Here is a 15,807-nt window from a genome sequence, read left to right as displayed (position 1 = left end):
GGGCAGGATACCCAACCCCTACTCCCCACAATAAATTCACTCTTTGTGGAACAGGCATCTTGCCTGTTAAGAGAGAATGGTGCAAAATCTCCTTTTAATCCTACTCCATCTCCAGCAAAACCCCAGTTAAAATTTCCACAATGCGATCGATATGTTCCTTCTCAATAATCAGCGGTGGCGACAAAGCAATAATATCACCCGTAGTCCGAATCAGCAACCCTTTTTCATAGCACTGCAAGAAACAATCAAACGCCCGTTTCCCCGGCTTCCCAGCAATAGATTCCAACTCAATACCTGCCACCAGCCCCAGATTACGGACATCAATTACGTGCCGCACCCCCTTCAAAGAATGCACCGCATCTTCCCAGTAACCGGCCATCTTATCGGCCCGTTCAAATAACCTTTCTTCCTCATAAATATCCAGCGTCGCCAAAGCAGCCGCACAAGCCACAGGATGACCCGAATAAGTATAACCGTGAAAAAGCTCGATCGCATTTTCAGGAGCATTCATAAAAGCATCATAAATGCCTTGTTTCACAAACACCGCCCCCATCGGCACCGTACCGTTAGTTATCCCTTTTGCCGCCGTCACAATATCGGGAACCACCCCAAAATATTCCGTAGCAAAACTAGAGCCGAGGCGCCCGAATCCGGTAATTACCTCATCAAAAATCAGCAGAATTCCGTATTTGTCACAAATCGCCCGCAGCCTCTCCAAATAACCTTTCGGGGGAATCAAAACACCTGTAGAACCAGCCACCGGTTCCACAATTACCGCTGCAATATTCGACGCATCGTGCAAAGCGACAATCCCCTCCAATTCATCCGCCAAATGCGCTCCCCATTCCGGTTGTTTGCGGCTGAAAGCATTGTGTTCGAGATTGTGAGTGTGAGGCAAATGATCGACTCCCGTCAGCAAACTGCCAAAAAACTTGCGGTTTGTACCGATACCGCCGACAGAAATTCCCCCAAAACCAACGCCGTGATAGCCGCGTTCCCTACCGATTAATCGTTGGCGAGTTCCTTCACCTTTCACCCGGTGATAAGCAATCGCAATTTTCAAAGCAGTCTCCACAGATTCCGAACCCGAATTAGTAAAGAAAACGCGATCGAAATTGCCCGGAATCATCTTTACCAAACGTTCCGCTAATTCAAAAGCACCCGGATGTCCCATCTGAAAAGCCGGGGAGTAATCCAAACGCAAAACCTGCTGTTTAACTGCTTCGGCAATTGTCTCGCGGGCGTGCCCTGCATTCACGCACCACAGCCCCGCAGTACCATCTAAAATTGAGCGGTTATCATCGCTTGTAAAGTGCATATCTTTTGCCGAAACCAATATTCGCGGATTCGCTTTAAACTGTCGGTTGGCAGTGAAGGGCATCCAGTAAGCGTCCATATTTGTCATGTTTTTTTATCCTTTTATTGATGCTTCTGCTTCCCAAATATAACTCAATACGGTTCCGATCAAACGGCGGTTGAAACCGCGTCTATACAAACAAAACCCGCCTCCGCGGGTTGAAGATCGGAGGGCGGTTGAAATTACCTTATTTTCTTCAGTCCGCGGAGGCGGACTTCCTTTGTGTAGACACGGTTTCAACCGCCGTCTCATCTTAATTCACGATCGCATCTTAATTCACGATCGCACCGACAGACTCATGCTGCAACAAACCGGTCAGCATTTTCACAGGCCGCTCCCCGTAGGGCCAGGCGAAAGCATGGCGGAAAGCAGCTTCTTGACACGCTTGCAATTGCCGAAAATCAATGATATCCAAAGTTAACAAATTCTCGTACTCGAAAGGCAATCGCACGTTGTGCAATCCCGCGTTGTCGGTGCAAATGGCAATATCGACACCAGCTTCAAAACATCGATCGAACACAACCTTCAATTCGCGCATATCTTGCAACGTCCCCGTTTTGAGATAGGTAGTCGGGCAAACTTCCAAGCATTGACCCCTGCGCGCGACTTCTGGCAGCAGTTCGGGATATTTTAACGGAATTTGAATCCCGTGGCCGATACGCATCAGATAGGGCAAAAGTTCGGGATAACAGCCAGAGGTTGTTTCGTAGAGGTGGCCGGTAGTTTTGATGCCGATCGACCTCGCATACTGGTACAATCCGACAAACTCCTCCAAACGCTCGCCAATACAATCATCGCCGCCAGCTATATCGATCGCACAAACATATTCTCCCATCCCGGCCGCCAAATCTACGATCGCCCGATTCACCTCATAGGGTAAACGCGAGTGCATACACAAAATTTGGCTAGTAACAATCGGACAATCGCTAATTTGACTTGCCTTGCCCACAACCTGTACAATTTCTGCCATCAAATCAATGCGTTCTGACTGATCCAAATGTTCTGGAGTCCGCAAATAAGGCGTATAGCGCAACTCCAAATAAGCCATATTTTCAAAGACGTAAGCGCCCCGCATCAACCGATAGATGAAATAAGGCAACGTCTCAACAGTTTGAACGCTTTCTACCAGCGTGTGCAGTTCCAAATACTCATTGAGAGTATTGCGCGGACGAGTGTAAAACTCCTCAAACTCCGAGTATTTCGGAAATCGATTAACCATCTCAGCATTGTGGCGATCGAAATACCGCCACAGCACCCTAGGAACGACAGAACCACCCAGATGGCGGTGCAACTCAGCGTGTAAAGTCATGCGATTTTAGATTTTAGATTTTAGATTTTAGATTGAAAGAATTGAAGGATTGAAGAATTGAAGGATTGAAGAATTGAAGGATTGAAGAATTTGTAATTTAGTCCTATACGCATCAGTGGTCAGAAACCGGGTTTTCCCAAATACTAGCCAACAACCTCCAGCCGGTAAACTCTTCCACATTTAAGCTGCACATGGGATTCCCCTAAAAACTCGTCAAATCCTCACCCATTCTTCCCCTCTCCTACTCTCCCTTCCCAAGTCCCCCGATAGGGCTGGAAGTTGGTTTTTGAGAGCAATACAGCCTCAAGTCTCTCAATTGTAACAAAAATTTATTTGACATTTAGGGCGCATTCGTACATAATCGGAGATTGTGTCAACCTGAACAGAACGCGAGAAACCCTTGGCTAACGTAGTTGTAATCGGCGCCCAGTGGGGCGATGAAGGAAAAGGCAAAATTACCGATTTGCTCAGCAAATCCGCAGATATCGTTGTCCGCTACCAAGGGGGCGTCAACGCGGGTCACACCGTGGTAGTTAACGGTCAGACTTTCAAGCTGCACTTAATTCCGTCCGGGATTCTCTACCCTGATAAAGAGTGTATTATCGGCTGCGGCACGGTCATCGACCCCAAAGTTTTAATTGCAGAGTTAGATCAGCTAGAGGCACTGAATATTTCAACAACCTCGCTGATGATTTCGGAGACGGCTCACGTCACGATGCCCTATCATCGATTAATTGATGTAGCATCGGAAACCCAGCGGGGAAATTATAAAATTGGGACGACGGGACGCGGCATTGGCCCTACTTACGCCGACAAGTCGGAACGCACTGGCATTCGGATGCTCGATTTAATGGACTTGGACGGGTTGCAAGAACAATTGGAATGGACGATTAATTGTAAAAATGTCCTTCTCGAAAAACTCTACAATTTGCCGCCTTTAAATCCGCAAGACGTAATTGATGAATATCGAGTTTATGCGGAACGTTTGCGGCCGCACGTAGTAGATAGTTCCCTGAAGATTTATGAGGGAATTCACAAGCGGAAAAATATTCTGTTTGAAGGCGCGCAAGGCACTTTATTAGACTTAGACCACGGTACTTATCCTTACGTTACTTCGAGCAATCCAATCGCTGGTGGGGCTTGTGTGGGAACCGGAGTCGGCCCGACAGCGATCGATCGCGTAATTGGCGTAGCAAAAGCTTATACAACCCGCGTCGGAGAAGGCCCATTCCCTACTGAAATGGTAGATGGCATTGGCGCAATTTTGGGCGAGAGAGGTGCAGAATTCGGCACGACAACCGGCCGCAAACGCCGCTGCGGTTGGTTCGATGCGGTAATCGGCCGCTACGCAGTCCGCATCAACGGTCTTGACTGTCTGGCAATTACCAAACTAGATGTTTTGGATGAATTAGAAGAAATAAAAGTTTGCGTTGCTTACGAAATTGACGGCGAAAAATGTGTTGATTTCCCGAAAAGTTCCCGAATCTTTGCTCGGTGCACACCTATTTACGAAACCCTTCCCGGTTGGAAGCAGTCTACGGAAGAGTGCCGGAATTTGGAAGATTTGCCGCCGCAAGCATTGGATTATCTAAAGTTTTTGGCAGACTTGATGGAAGTGCCGATCGCGATCGTTTCTCTCGGTGCGAGCCGCGACCAAACTATCATTGTAGAAGACCCCATTCACGGCCCGAAACGCGCTTTGCTCTCTGCTGACGGTACGCCTGTAGTAGCACAATCGTGAGACTTTAAGCTAAAATGTAATGATGAGAAAGCTTAATCAGTACAGTTTGAAACTTTTGGCGGTGTCGGCATGACCAATTTAGTTAAAGGCGACAGCGGATTAGTACAACTGACCCACGGCGATATCAAACGCATTATTGCCCACCAAAAGTTGTTCGGATTAGATGAATTGCAGAAATATTTGTTTCGTTTCTGCAAGACGATTCTAACGGCTGATGACTCTCTGCTCAAGCAGTTTAGCATTTACAATCTCGTACCGTCTGTTCTGCTCTACGGGCCGCCTAATACTGGTAAAACTACACTCTGTTACTTACTTTTCGACCAAATCAAGCAAGAAGTTACTAATGAAATCAACTTCTATACTGTTGACGTTGGGAGAATGCTCGACCCCGCTTTAGGGCAGTCTTCACGAAATCTAGAGCAAATATTTCAAGATTTGCGTAAAATTTCTTCAGAGGGTTCATCAGTGTTTCTATTATTGGATGAACTAGATGCTTTTTGCATGAGTCGCAGTCGCGCACAGGAACACGATGCTGTTCGCAGAGCTATGACAACTTTAATGCTACAACTTGACAATCTTCAACCGTCAATAAGTCAGCGTTTTTTAGTATTTGGCATTACTAATGTGCCTAATCTAGTGGATACAGCAGTAGTGCGTAGATTTTCTTTAAAACAAACTGTCGATCCCAGTTTATCGCGGGATGAATTCAAATCCTATCTTGACTATTTGAATAAGCCAATTAAACATAATACTAAACAAGAAGATTTGCCAAAGTTGTACGGCATCTACCAGCGCCGCGCCTTTACGGCAGGCGATATCAAAGCTTTGTATAAAGTGTTACTAATTGATGTAATATGCGGCGCTCAAGATATCTCAATATCTGAGAGGCTTGTGGAGCTTTTTGAACAGGGATTTTCGACGCGCCAACACTTAGATAAAACATACAAGGAGTTATTAGATGCCTAAGAAAGACTTTGAAACTGATGAAGATAGGATGATTTATAATCTCGTAGTCCATAGAGATATGATTAAGTGGGTAATCGAACAAATGGCTAAAGAAGGTATTCCCTGCGAAAGAACAAAAGGAAACAGTTCAAAAGGTGATATTTTGATAATTAAGCCTGAAGACGCTTCACGAGTAAAAGACATAATTCGGCAGATTCAAAGTAAATATAATGGTTAGAGAGTCCCATGCCACACATTGAAATTAAGACAAAAAAGAATATTTATCCAGGTGAAGCTCAGAAAATTATCGACAAACAAACTGTTGTTGGAGTTATTACTACAGGAACCATTTCTCCTGATGCAAAAAAGCGGTTTGACGAAGCAGGGATAGCTTGGGCTGAGAAGGTCCCAGAAACTGAATTTAGGGAATCTGAAGCTAAGGAGGAAGGATAATGTTAGACATCGGCTTTATTTCAAAGGATGGTAGTTTAACCAACAGTGTAGAACTGACGGAAGATTTTTACTTGTGGTTGGCAAAGTCAGAGTTTTCCAAAATCGGCAAATCAGTAAGAAGAAAAATACAGATAGATGGGGAAGAGGATATGTTATCTGTCGTGCCGTTAAGTAAAGGTAATAGTAAGAAGTTAAAAGAATTTTTTGGCGATGAGATTGTCCGCGAAAGCGCTGCTGTCATCACTAAACTAGGAGATAGCCCTTCCAAAGAAGAGTATCAAGCAGGAACCTACCGTTTGAGGAAATTGCACGAACTGCTGAAGTGCGTGGAAAATGAAAATTATCAATACCTTCAGCGAATTTAATTGAGCGCGATCACAATATCACAATTCTGGTAAAATGTAAAAACAATCAACAGAAAGTCAGAAAATGGAACTCGCAGTAGAATGTCAAAAGCGGGCAGAAGGCAGCAAACCTAACGCCCTCCGCCGCTCTGGATTGATTCCCGCCGTCCTCTACGGTCACAAAGGATCTGAATCCATTTCCCTTACCATCAAAGCCAAAACAGTTGAACACCTGCTCAAAAAGCACGTAGTCAACAATGCCCTAATTGACCTCAGCATTCCCGACCTCTCTTGGAGCGGAAAAACCTTGCTGCGGGAAGTTCAAGTTCATCCTTGGAAGGGCTATCCTTACCACCTGAGCTTTTTCTCCGTGGCAACTCAAGACAGCCTGGAAGTTGGAGTGTCGCTGAATTTTGTCGGCGAAGCTGTCGGCGTCAAATTAGAAGGCGGCATCTTGGATACCGTGCTGACGCAACTAGCAGTTAAGTGCAAACCTGACAGCATTCCTGAATCCATAGAAGTAGATATTTCTAATTTAAAGGTTGGGGATGCGCTGCACATTCACGAATTAGTTTTGCCTGCAGGAGTGGAAGCTCTCGGGGAACCCGATCAGGTGGTTGTTAGCGTGCTGGGAATTCAAGCAGGTTCTGAAGCCGAAGACGCAGAAGAAGACGCAGAGGCAGCAGCAGAGTGATTAGTAATTGCTAATAGTTGTTAACTAATTAATTGTTGAAAAAAAAGGGCGATCGCTTTCTCCCAAAAGGGCGATCGTTTTTTGTTAAAAAGGGTCTTCTCCTTTTGGTTCGATCGCACATCTTGCACCATTGTCAATTAGCCTTTTATGAACAGGCTTTTCGGCCTGTTCCACAAAGAGTGAATGACTTTCTTGTGGGGAGTAGGGGTTGGGCTTCTAGCCCGCCGCTAAAAAGCCTATAGAAAAGGGTGCAATCTCCCTGGCCCCGTCCACAAGCAAGCATCCCACAAGCAAGCACCCGCAGTGTTTACTTTCCTTTACAACACGGGCGATCGACTCTTTAGCTACAAGAGTCCCAACGAGCGCGCAAATGGGCCAGAAACCGTACTGATTCTTAGATATTTAGCCGTAAAATCAAAAAATTAGCCGAGAATCCCGGTTCCTCGCCAGCACCGGGAGTCAAAAAAATTAAGAATTGGGGGAACAAGTCCGGTACTGTTAGTGTCAAACGCGAGTATAATTGTGAAACGTTTTGACTACCCTATTTAATTCCTGCCTCTGGAGCCGCCGCCCATATGCCATCAACAGTGAATACAGAATCAACAGCGGTTCAATTTAACCAACAGGGAGAAATATACTTATCCCAAGGAAAAATAGAAGAAGCTATCGCATCCTGCGAGCAAGCTTTGAAGATTCACCCCAATTTTGCACCAGCTTACAAGACTTTGGGCAACGCGCTGCAAGCTCAAGGCAGGATGGAAGAGGCGCGGCACTGGTACGCTAAAGCGATTGAAATAGAACCGAATTTTGCGGAAGTATATGCGAATTTGGGCAGCCTGGGCGCGCTGCAGCAAAAATGGCAGGAGGCGATCGGATTTTATCAAAAGGCGATCGCGATTAAGCCGAATTTCGCGGGAGTGTACCGGAATTTAGCAAAAGTATTTGGACAAATTAACAAACCGGAAGAAGCCCAGCAGTGCTGGTATCAAGCATTTAGTTTGGAACCGGAAAAAGTAGCGCCGGGGGAACACTTGAATATGGGCGACGCTTTTTTTCGGCAGGAAAAATTCCCCGAAGCGATCGCCTGTTACGATCGCGCCATAAAATTAAATCCTAATGTGGCGACAGCTTACCAAAATTTGGGCGAAGCGCTCAAAAAACAAGGCAAGTTAGAGGAAGCGACAGCATATTATCGCAAAGCTATTGAACTGAACGCAGCTAATGCGAGAAATGGCAGCGAGGGAGAGCAAACTTTGGCGGGTGCAACTGCGACAAACGGTGCAGTTAAGCAGCAGCCCGCAGCTACCCCAGTGCAGCAGGCAGTTAAGCCGCCAGTGCAGCAGGCAGTTAAGCCGCCAGTGCAGCAGGCAGTTAATTCTACAATTAATATAGAAGATCCAGAAGCATACAAAATACTGGCAGAAGGCTATTTTGCTCAGGGCAAATTGGAACAGGCGATCGCAGCTTGTAAGAAGGCACTGCAAATTAAGCCGGAAGCGCCTCTATACAAAATGCTGGGCAACGCCCTACAAGCTGGTGGCAAAATTGATGAAGCTAAAAGTTGCTATGTCAAAGCAATAGAAATTAACCCAAATTTTGCCGAAGCTTATGCTAATTACGGCAGCATTTGCGCGCAGCAAGAACAGTGGCAGCAAGCGGTTTCTGCTTACGAAAAGGCGATCGCCCTGAAACCTGATTTTGCCGGTGCTTTCCGCAATTTTGCGAAACTGTTGACGCAGTTAGGCAAGCCGGAGGCGGCTGCTGAGGCTTGGTATCGAGCATTTGCGATCGACCCAAAGTCGGGCACCGCTGAGGAACACGAGAATTTAGCCAAAACTTTGATCGAGCAAGGTAAGGTAGATAAGGGAATTGAGTGTTACCGGCGCGCGGTTGAGTTGAACCCAAATGCTGGCGCAGCTTATCACGAATTGGGCGAAATTCTTAAGGGTCAAGAACAGTGGGAAGCGGCGGTAGATGCTTACAGCAATGCTATTAGAAACAATCCTGATCTTTCTTGGTCGCACAACAATTTAGCTGAGTCGCTGGTTAAGTTGGAACGGTGGGAGGAATCTGTAAATGCTTACCGCAAGGCGATCGAATTAAATCCAGATTTTAGCTGGTCTCACAACAATTTAGCAGATGTGTTGCTGAAGTTGGAACGGTGGGAAGAAGCTGTAGAGTCTTACCGGAAAGCAACAGAGTTAAATCCTGATTTCAGTTGGTCGCACAACTATTTAGCAGACGCGCTGATTAAGCTGGGAAGGTGGGATGAGGCAATTTCGGCTTACCAAAGGTCGCTCGAACTCAATCCCGACCATTTTTGGGCGCACAACAATCTAGCTGAAGCGCTGGTGAATTTGGAACGCTGGGATGAGGCGGTTGTTGCGTATCGGCGCGCTAACGAAATCAATCCGAATTTCTTCTGGTCTGAGAGCAAGTTGGGCGACGTGTTGCTAGAAATGGAAAGGTGGGAGGAAGCGATCGATGTTTACCGGCGCGCGGCCGAGTTGAATCCCGATTTTCCGTGGACTTATTACAACATGGCAACGGCTTTTGAGAAGCTGGAACGGTGGGATGAGTCGATCGCCGCTTACCGTCGCGCTGCGGAGATTCAGGCGGATTTGCCGTGGCTTTCGCAAAAGTTGGCTGATGCTTTGAGGATGCGATCGCAGTGGGATTTGAAGGAGGCGATGCGTTTGTACCGGCGGGCGATTCAGGAGAATCGTGATGACGTGCAGTTGTATCACAAGGCGCTGGAGATTGCGCCGAATGATGCTGACCTTTATGTTGAGTTGGCTGATGCTTTGGTGCGGCACAGTTGGCCGGATGGGGCGATCGTCTTTTATCAGATGGCGTTGCAAGTAAATCCCGAATGCGGTGAGGCGCACTTGCAGTTGGGGTTGCTTTTCGCGCAAAAGAATGATATGGAGCGGGCGATCGCTTGTTACCGCCACGCTATTGAGGTTCAACCAAATGAGTATAAACCTTACCAATTGTTAGGCGATGCTTTGAGTGCAAAAGGTCAGCGGGAGGAAGCGATGAACTGTTACCGCCGCGCGATCGAGTTAAAACCTGACGATCCGTATATCCACAACAATTTAGGGGATATGTTGCGCCATCAAGGAGATGTCGAAGGAGCGATCGCTTGTTACCGCCGCGCCATAGAACTTAAGCCTGATTTCTCTTGGTTCCACTATAATTTGGGTGAAGTTTTGACTAAGAAAGGGCAAATTGATGAAGCGAGTTCTTGTTACCGTCACGCCTTAGAGTTAGAACCCAAGATTTTCTAATTTTCCGTGCAATTGAGCCTGTATTTGGTAATTTAATACAGGCTAATAGAACCTACTTGCCTTAAAATAATATGAACAAGATTAGAGGAACTACCATGAACCCTGAAGCAACTAAACGCTTGGAAGAATCCATCCAAAAGACTTTATCCACTCATGCGAAAAACGACAAAAGTTATCTCTGGATGGCCTATTGGGTAATCTTTGAGCGCGAAGCTGATCCTGATGGATTAGAAGGTTGGTTAAATGAACTAAAGTTAGGTTTGAGCCGAGCCACTGTTATAAAAAAGATGTTTGAGGCCCATGAATTTCAGCAGCGCCTTCCAGAGGAAGAGAGGGGCAGCGAATTAATGACAAGCTTCACAATGCCCAATAGGGAAATGGTGAAAGAATTTCTTCCCCCTGTAGATGATTTTCAAGTAGTTCCCCTGAGTATAGATGAATTGAAAGAACAAGTAGCAAGTAAACATTGGTTTCATCAGATCGATCTGGGGAACGGAATAATAACACCTGGACAGGATGATAGCGCGGAGAAACTACTTAGGATAAAAATGCCTGAAAAGCTAGATGGAATGACTGTGCTTGACATAGGTACTTGGAATGGTTTTTTCTCATTTGAAGCAGAGCGTCGGGGTGCTAGTCGCGTTCTCGCAACGGATTCCTATGCGTGGCATAGCTGGGATGGGAAATCGGGATTCGATCTAGCACGGAGAGCTCTCAATTCAAAAGTACAAGCTCTGGAAATAGATATACTCGATATTTCTCCAGATAAAATTGGGACTTTTGACTTAGTTCTGTGCCTGGGCGTACTTTACCATATGCGTCACCCCCTACTCTCTTTAGAGAAAGTTTTTAGCGTCACTGGAAATCAACTGATATTGGAAACAACGGTTGAACTCTTTTCAGAAGACAGACCGGCTATGGTGTTTTATCCCGGTACAGAATTTGCTAACGATCCAACTAATTGGTGTGGGGCAAATCCAGCAGCCGTGATAGCCATGCTGAAAGTTGCCGGATTTAGCAAAGTCGAATTAGTGAGCTTAGTAGATTTCCCTATTCCGCAAACGGGGCGAGCAACTTTTCATGCCTGGAGATAGTTTCACTTTAGGAAAGAAACTCTTAAAAACCATGTTTCCTTCCTAAGTGCGAGGGTGCGGAACTTAAAATTTTGCTCTATCTAATTCTTGTTGAGCAAGCAGTGCTGCTTGCTTCCAAGCTTGAGCTTGCGATTCAAACAACTTTTTCTCTTCTATTGTCCTCATAATATATTCCAGGCGATGTCTAATTTTTTGACCAATAACCTCTGGATTGAATAAAGACCTAATCTCCTTAGCTGCTCTCGCTCCTACTTGCTGTGCTTGCGGGTAATTTTCAAAAACATACTGCATGAGCGAAGCTGTATGATCGATATCCGGCTCAGCCCAGATACTACCTTTTGGGTAAAGTCCATAAGCTTCAGTCGTTGCCACTAAATCGTATTTCACCAAAAAACTATTGCCGACATTCATAAAATCGGTATTGGATGAATAAGCCGTAGCTATGACTGGCTTGCCGTAATACATTGCTTCCGCCATAGTCAAACCAAAACCCTCAGCCCTATGTAGCGATACATAGCAGTTACAATTATCTACTAAGCCATGAACCTCTTCCTTGCTCAAATGCCCTTCGATAAGTTGAATAGAGGACCAGTCTTCTGTCATTGCTTTTAATTGATCGTACTGATTTTGATAATAATGATGAGGTCGAAACTTAATAATCAGTAAAACATCTTCATTAGACTTCCCAAAAGCTTTTTTAAACGCCTCAATAGTAGCAAAAGGATTTTTTCGCTCAAAACCGCTACCCATGTCGAACATGAACAGAAAAATAAATTTGTCTTTGGGTAATCCTAAAGCTTCTCGGTCCAACTCATTGGGCGGTAAATCAATGCTAGGCGGTAATTTGACAACGGGAAGAGGCGAGACATCGGAAATCGTTTCAGCAGTGTAATTACTGTAAGTCCACACCTCATCAAATCGATTAAAAGCTCCCATAAAAATATCAGGAAATACCGGAAGTTCCCAAATCCAAAAACCAATATTGTAGCGATTATTAAAATATTCCGCATCGATAGAATTCAACAAGGATTCGTGCGGGTTGGTATGGACGATATTAATGGGATAAGAAGGCTCGCTGGAAAAATTGGTGTATGTAGAATCTAAGTTGCGTTGCGAATCTTCTTTCAGATCCTTGATTGTAAAAGGAATATTAGCTGCTTCTATCGCTCTGATAGTCCCTCGCACACCCCCGCCCAAACCAAACTCGCCACTCACATGACCGATAATATTAACTCCAAACTTAAAATTTGTGTTATTGAACATGATTGAACTCCTAATAACAAAGATCTACAGTACATTAAACTTTTTAAGTCTTAGCAAGCCTGTGGTGTTGCGCTAGTTCAGATTGAATTTGCTGTGTTGTCTGCTGCCAAACTTGGGTTTGGGAGTGTGCCAAAGCCGTCTCTTGCTGCATCTGATGGATGCGAGTGGACCAGTTTGTAGATTGGTTCATCCTGTTTCTAATGATTTCCAACCGATTTTTGATTTTGATGCCTTGAAGTTGAGGACTCAGTAAAGACTTGATTTCTTGAGCTGCTCTTCCTCCTACTTGTTGTGCTTCCTGGGGATTCTCAAAAACATACTGCATTAAGGATGCTGCATGATCGATATGGGGATCTGCCCAGTAATTACCTTTAAAGTAAGGCCCATAATCTTCTGTCAGCGTCACTATGTCATATTTTACTGGAAAACTATTGCCGACATTCATAAATTCCATATTGGATGAGTAGCCAGTGGCGATTACGGGTTTGCCGTAGTACATCGCTTCCGCCATTGTCAAACCAAACCCTTCGGCCCGGTGCAGGGAAACATAGCAGTCGCAATTGGCAACTAAAGCATGAAGTTCTTCTCTCTTTAAATGCCCATCTATAAAATGAACTGGCCAGCCTGCTGCTTGCGCTTTGAGTTGGTCTCGCTCTTTGGGGAAAAAGCTGCCATTAGAAAACTTGAGTACCAGTAAGACATCTTCATTCGATTGAGCAAAAGCTCGCTTAAATGCCTCCAAAGTAGCAAAGGGATTTTTGCGACCTATGGTACTGTGGAAGTCAAACATGAACAAAAAGATAAATTTGTCTTGGGGTAATCCTAATGCTTCTCTATCAAATGACGGTTCGGGAAATTCAAGGCTGGACATCATCTTAATCACAGGGACGGGGGATACGGGCGCGATAGCTTCAGCGCAGTAATTGCTATAAGTCCATATCTCGTCAAATAAAGAAAAAGCGTACAGCCACCCAGGAGGAAATATCGGCAGTTCCCAAGCCCAGAAGCCAATATTGTATCGACCTTTAAAGCATTCGCGATCGACCATGTTGAAAACAACGGGTTCTGGCAGAGTGTGAATCAGGTTAATGGGATAGGGATTTTGCTCGGAAAAACTTGTGTAGCTGTTATCTAAATTTCGATGCCAATCTACCTTAATATCCTTGAGTGCATAGGGAACGCCAGCAGCTTCGATCGCTCTGAGAGTGGCCCTCGAACCTTCTCCCAGACCATATTCACCGCTCAGGTGCCCGATAAAATTGATGCCGAAATTAGAATCTATTGTTTGATTTAACATTGTTCGTTTTTTACTTAAGAAATATCTCGAATAAATGCTTGAAAATTCAGCGCTATTATCGTTGAAATTAAGAGTATTTTGCTAACTCTTTCTGTACCTGTAATGCTGTCTGCCTCCAAGCTTGGGCTTGACGAGCCAATAAATCTCTTTCTGTCTGAAGTTCATGGAACCGATTTGACAACTGGGTATGATTTAGATGTGCCCTGATAAATTCAAGGCGATTTTTTATTTTTATACCTACAGCTTGAGGGTTTAATAAAGCTCTGATTTCCTTGGCTGCTATTTTTCCTGTTTTCTGAGCTTCCTGATAATTCTCAAATACAGACTGCATGAGAGACGCAGCATGATCGATATCTGGTTCCGCCCACACACTGCCTTTGGGGTAAGCCCCATAATCTTCTGTTGTTGTCACCAGCTCGTATTTTACCGGAAAACTATTGCCAACATTCATAAATTCCATATTAGATGAATACGCTGTGGCGATTACTGGTTTGCCATAGTACATAGCTTCAGACATTGTTAAACCGAAGCCCTCAGCCCTATGCAAAGACACATAACAGTCACAACTATTAACCAAAGCATGAATCTCTTCTTTTTGCAAATGTCCGTCTATAAACTGAAGAGATGACCAACCCTCAGCCAAATCCATTAGTTCCTGTCGCCGTTGCGGAAAAAGATGAGCATTGGCAAACTTGAGAACGAGTAAAACATCTGGATTAGATTTACCAAAAGCTCGTTTAAATGCCTCGACGGTGGCAAAGGGATTTTTCCGTTCAAAGGAACTGCCAAAGTCAAACATGAATAGAAAAATAAATTTATCTTTGGGTAAGTTGAGGTTCTCTCTTGTTAATAATGGTTGCGGGAAGGCAATGCTAACAGGAATTTTCAGCACAGGAACCTGGGAGACAGTCGCAAATGCTTCTGCACAAAAGTTACTGGTAGTCCAGATTTCATCAAATAAATCAAAGGCCCACTGCCATTCAGAGGGAAATACGGGCAGTTCCCATAGCCAGACACCTATATTGTATTTGCCTTTGAAATATTCAGAACCAATGCCGGGAAAGTACCCGGCTAAAATCTGCTCAACCCAATTGGGGTTGGTTTGGATAATGTTGATTGGATATGGATTGTCGTCGGAAAATTTTTTGTAGCTGGTATCGGAGTTGGGTAGCCAATCTATTTTTAGATCCTTAACTGCAAAGGGAATTCTGGCTGCTTCTAGGGCTCTGAGATTTCCTCTAGCCGCTTCCGCTAGCCCAAAATCTCCGGTTATATGACCGGCTAAATTTACACCCAAAGAATTATTTAGTTGATGATTTAACATTCGTCTTGGTTTTGGCTGAGTAGAAATGTCTGAATATGATTGAAAAACGATTTAATCTATGAAGCCTTTTGAATGAGCAGCCCCAAGGATGTTGTGACATATTGTTCCAACTGAAGCTTTAAGTGTATCCCCGACCAGGGCGGTACATCTATGTGACGATCGAATGGCCCGCTTCCAGTGTTGTAGTTGAGGACTATTTCGTGTCCTTGGCTTGTCAAATCTGCTGCGAGTCTGTCGATGTCCTGCCGTCGAAACAGTACAGTCTGTTGGTGATCGATCGTCGCGTCATTAGACAAAACGTTGAATTCGGTGGTGTGTACTGCTATTCCCCCCGGACGCAGGCACTTAAGGCTGTTTTTGACGAATTGCAGCCCGAGTTCGATCGAGCCGAGGTGCTCGAAAGCGCAAGACGAATAGACAAAATCGAAGCCGACCAAATCCGCATCTATCTTGTTCATATCTGCCACGCGGTAACTCACCTTGGATGCGAAGCGTTCGGGGGGGCAGATGCCGCGATCGTTAAGCGCCTCAAGCGTTGCTGCATATTCACCGCTACTGGCCCATCCTTGCTTTGTCGCTTCGTCTATATCTAGGTCTGTGGCGACTATATCGCAGCCGCGAGCGGCCATTACTGCTACTAACGGTTCCTTGCCAACGCCGAAACCCAGTCCGCGCCTACCCGGTGACATCATGCCC

At 45.2% G+C, this 15,807-nt stretch carries 14 protein-coding genes; 8 read left to right on the top strand and 6 right to left on the bottom strand.

Going from position 1 to position 15,807, the window contains the following annotated elements:
* Positions 1–100: 100 nt before the first annotated feature.
* Positions 101–1,405, bottom strand: a complete 1,305-nt coding sequence (locus QUB26_RS03950) for an aspartate aminotransferase family protein (protein ID WP_333316868.1) — start codon at positions 1,403–1,405, stop codon at positions 101–103.
* Between the two features lie 223 nt (positions 1,406–1,628).
* Positions 1,629–2,666, bottom strand: coding sequence for an adenosine deaminase (locus QUB26_RS03945; protein ID WP_333316866.1), 1,038 nt, complete (start codon positions 2,664–2,666; stop codon positions 1,629–1,631).
* A gap of 400 nt (positions 2,667–3,066) precedes the next feature.
* Between QUB26_RS03945 and QUB26_RS03940 the strand changes: the two genes are divergently transcribed.
* The 8 genes from QUB26_RS03940 to QUB26_RS03905 all read left to right on the top strand — a co-directional run bounded on the left by QUB26_RS03940 (position 3,067) and on the right by QUB26_RS03905 (position 11,227).
* Complete coding sequence (locus tag QUB26_RS03940) at positions 3,067–4,407, top strand: adenylosuccinate synthase (protein WP_333316864.1); 1,341 nt, start codon at positions 3,067–3,069, stop codon at positions 4,405–4,407.
* Between the two features lie 69 nt (positions 4,408–4,476).
* Positions 4,477–5,373, top strand: a complete 897-nt coding sequence (locus tag QUB26_RS03935) for an ATP-binding protein (RefSeq protein ID WP_333316862.1) — start codon at positions 4,477–4,479, stop codon at positions 5,371–5,373.
* Positions 5,366–5,590 (top strand): hypothetical protein, encoded by a 225-nt coding sequence (locus QUB26_RS03930; RefSeq protein WP_333316860.1) that lies wholly within the window; start codon positions 5,366–5,368, stop codon positions 5,588–5,590. The genes QUB26_RS03935 and QUB26_RS03930 overlap by 8 nt, the downstream gene beginning before the upstream one ends.
* A gap of 8 nt (positions 5,591–5,598) precedes the next feature.
* The gene (locus QUB26_RS03925; RefSeq protein ID WP_333316859.1) at positions 5,599–5,805 is read left to right on the top strand and encodes a hypothetical protein; all 207 of its coding nucleotides are present in this window, start codon (positions 5,599–5,601) and stop codon (positions 5,803–5,805) included.
* Positions 5,805–6,170, top strand: a complete 366-nt coding sequence (locus QUB26_RS03920) for a hypothetical protein (RefSeq protein ID WP_333316857.1) — start codon at positions 5,805–5,807, stop codon at positions 6,168–6,170. The genes QUB26_RS03925 and QUB26_RS03920 overlap by 1 nt, the downstream gene beginning before the upstream one ends.
* A 64-nt stretch (positions 6,171–6,234) precedes the next feature.
* Positions 6,235–6,843, top strand: coding sequence for a 50S ribosomal protein L25/general stress protein Ctc (locus QUB26_RS03915; RefSeq protein WP_333316856.1), 609 nt, complete (start codon positions 6,235–6,237; stop codon positions 6,841–6,843).
* A 575-nt stretch (positions 6,844–7,418) separates the two neighbouring features.
* Positions 7,419–10,133 (top strand): tetratricopeptide repeat protein, encoded by a 2,715-nt coding sequence (locus QUB26_RS03910; RefSeq protein ID WP_333316854.1) that lies wholly within the window; start codon positions 7,419–7,421, stop codon positions 10,131–10,133.
* Between the two features lie 95 nt (positions 10,134–10,228).
* Complete coding sequence (locus tag QUB26_RS03905) at positions 10,229–11,227, top strand: DUF1698 domain-containing protein (RefSeq protein WP_333316852.1); 999 nt, start codon at positions 10,229–10,231, stop codon at positions 11,225–11,227.
* Positions 11,228–11,290: 63 nt separating this feature from the next.
* Here QUB26_RS03905 and QUB26_RS03900 read toward each other — a convergent pair whose 3' ends face one another.
* From QUB26_RS03900 to QUB26_RS03885, 4 genes are all read right to left on the bottom strand, one after another.
* Positions 11,291–12,442, bottom strand: coding sequence for a glycosyltransferase family 4 protein (locus QUB26_RS03900; protein ID WP_333316850.1), 1,152 nt, complete (start codon positions 12,440–12,442; stop codon positions 11,291–11,293).
* Positions 12,443–12,533: 91 nt separating this feature from the next.
* Positions 12,534–13,787: a glycosyltransferase gene (locus QUB26_RS03895; RefSeq protein WP_333316848.1), complete on the bottom strand. Its 1,254-nt coding sequence runs from the start codon at positions 13,785–13,787 to the stop codon at positions 12,534–12,536.
* Positions 13,788–13,854: 67 nt separating this feature from the next.
* The gene (locus QUB26_RS03890; RefSeq protein WP_333316846.1) at positions 13,855–15,111 is read right to left on the bottom strand and encodes a glycosyltransferase family 4 protein; all 1,257 of its coding nucleotides are present in this window, start codon (positions 15,109–15,111) and stop codon (positions 13,855–13,857) included.
* Between the two features lie 56 nt (positions 15,112–15,167).
* Entirely contained in the window at positions 15,168–15,803 is a 636-nt protein-coding gene (locus QUB26_RS03885) for a class I SAM-dependent methyltransferase (protein WP_333316844.1), read from the bottom strand.
* Positions 15,804–15,807 lie beyond the last annotated feature (4 nt).

The organism is Microcoleus sp. B4-C1, assembly GCF_036705285.1.
Taxonomy (GTDB): domain Bacteria; phylum Cyanobacteriota; class Cyanobacteriia; order Cyanobacteriales; family Microcoleaceae; genus Microcoleus.
Note: the sequence above shows the minus strand (reverse complement) of the source record. Positions and strands in the feature narration are given on the sequence as shown.

Bases quoted from the DNA above. Each gene is read 5' to 3' on its own strand.
- QUB26_RS03925 (WP_333316859.1), top strand. From the start codon at position 5,599: ATGCCACACATTGAAATTAAGACAAAAAAGAATATTTATCCAGGTGAA.
- QUB26_RS03935 (WP_333316862.1), top strand. From the start codon at position 4,477: ATGACCAATTTAGTTAAAGGCGACAGCGGATTAGTACAACTGACCCAC.
- QUB26_RS03920 (WP_333316857.1), top strand. From the start codon at position 5,805: ATGTTAGACATCGGCTTTATTTCAAAGGATGGTAGTTTAACCAACAGT.
- QUB26_RS03915 (WP_333316856.1), top strand. From the start codon at position 6,235: ATGGAACTCGCAGTAGAATGTCAAAAGCGGGCAGAAGGCAGCAAACCT.
- QUB26_RS03885 (WP_333316844.1), bottom strand. From the start codon at position 15,803: ATGATGTCACCGGGTAGGCGCGGACTGGGTTTCGGCGTTGGCAAGGAA.
- QUB26_RS03890 (WP_333316846.1), bottom strand. From the start codon at position 15,111: ATGTTAAATCATCAACTAAATAATTCTTTGGGTGTAAATTTAGCCGGT.
- QUB26_RS03930 (WP_333316860.1), top strand. From the start codon at position 5,366: ATGCCTAAGAAAGACTTTGAAACTGATGAAGATAGGATGATTTATAAT.
- QUB26_RS03945 (WP_333316866.1), bottom strand. From the start codon at position 2,666: ATGACTTTACACGCTGAGTTGCACCGCCATCTGGGTGGTTCTGTCGTT.
- QUB26_RS03910 (WP_333316854.1), top strand. From the start codon at position 7,419: ATGCCATCAACAGTGAATACAGAATCAACAGCGGTTCAATTTAACCAA.
- QUB26_RS03905 (WP_333316852.1), top strand. From the start codon at position 10,229: ATGAACCCTGAAGCAACTAAACGCTTGGAAGAATCCATCCAAAAGACT.
- QUB26_RS03895 (WP_333316848.1), bottom strand. From the start codon at position 13,787: ATGTTAAATCAAACAATAGATTCTAATTTCGGCATCAATTTTATCGGG.
- QUB26_RS03950 (WP_333316868.1), bottom strand. From the start codon at position 1,405: ATGACAAATATGGACGCTTACTGGATGCCCTTCACTGCCAACCGACAG.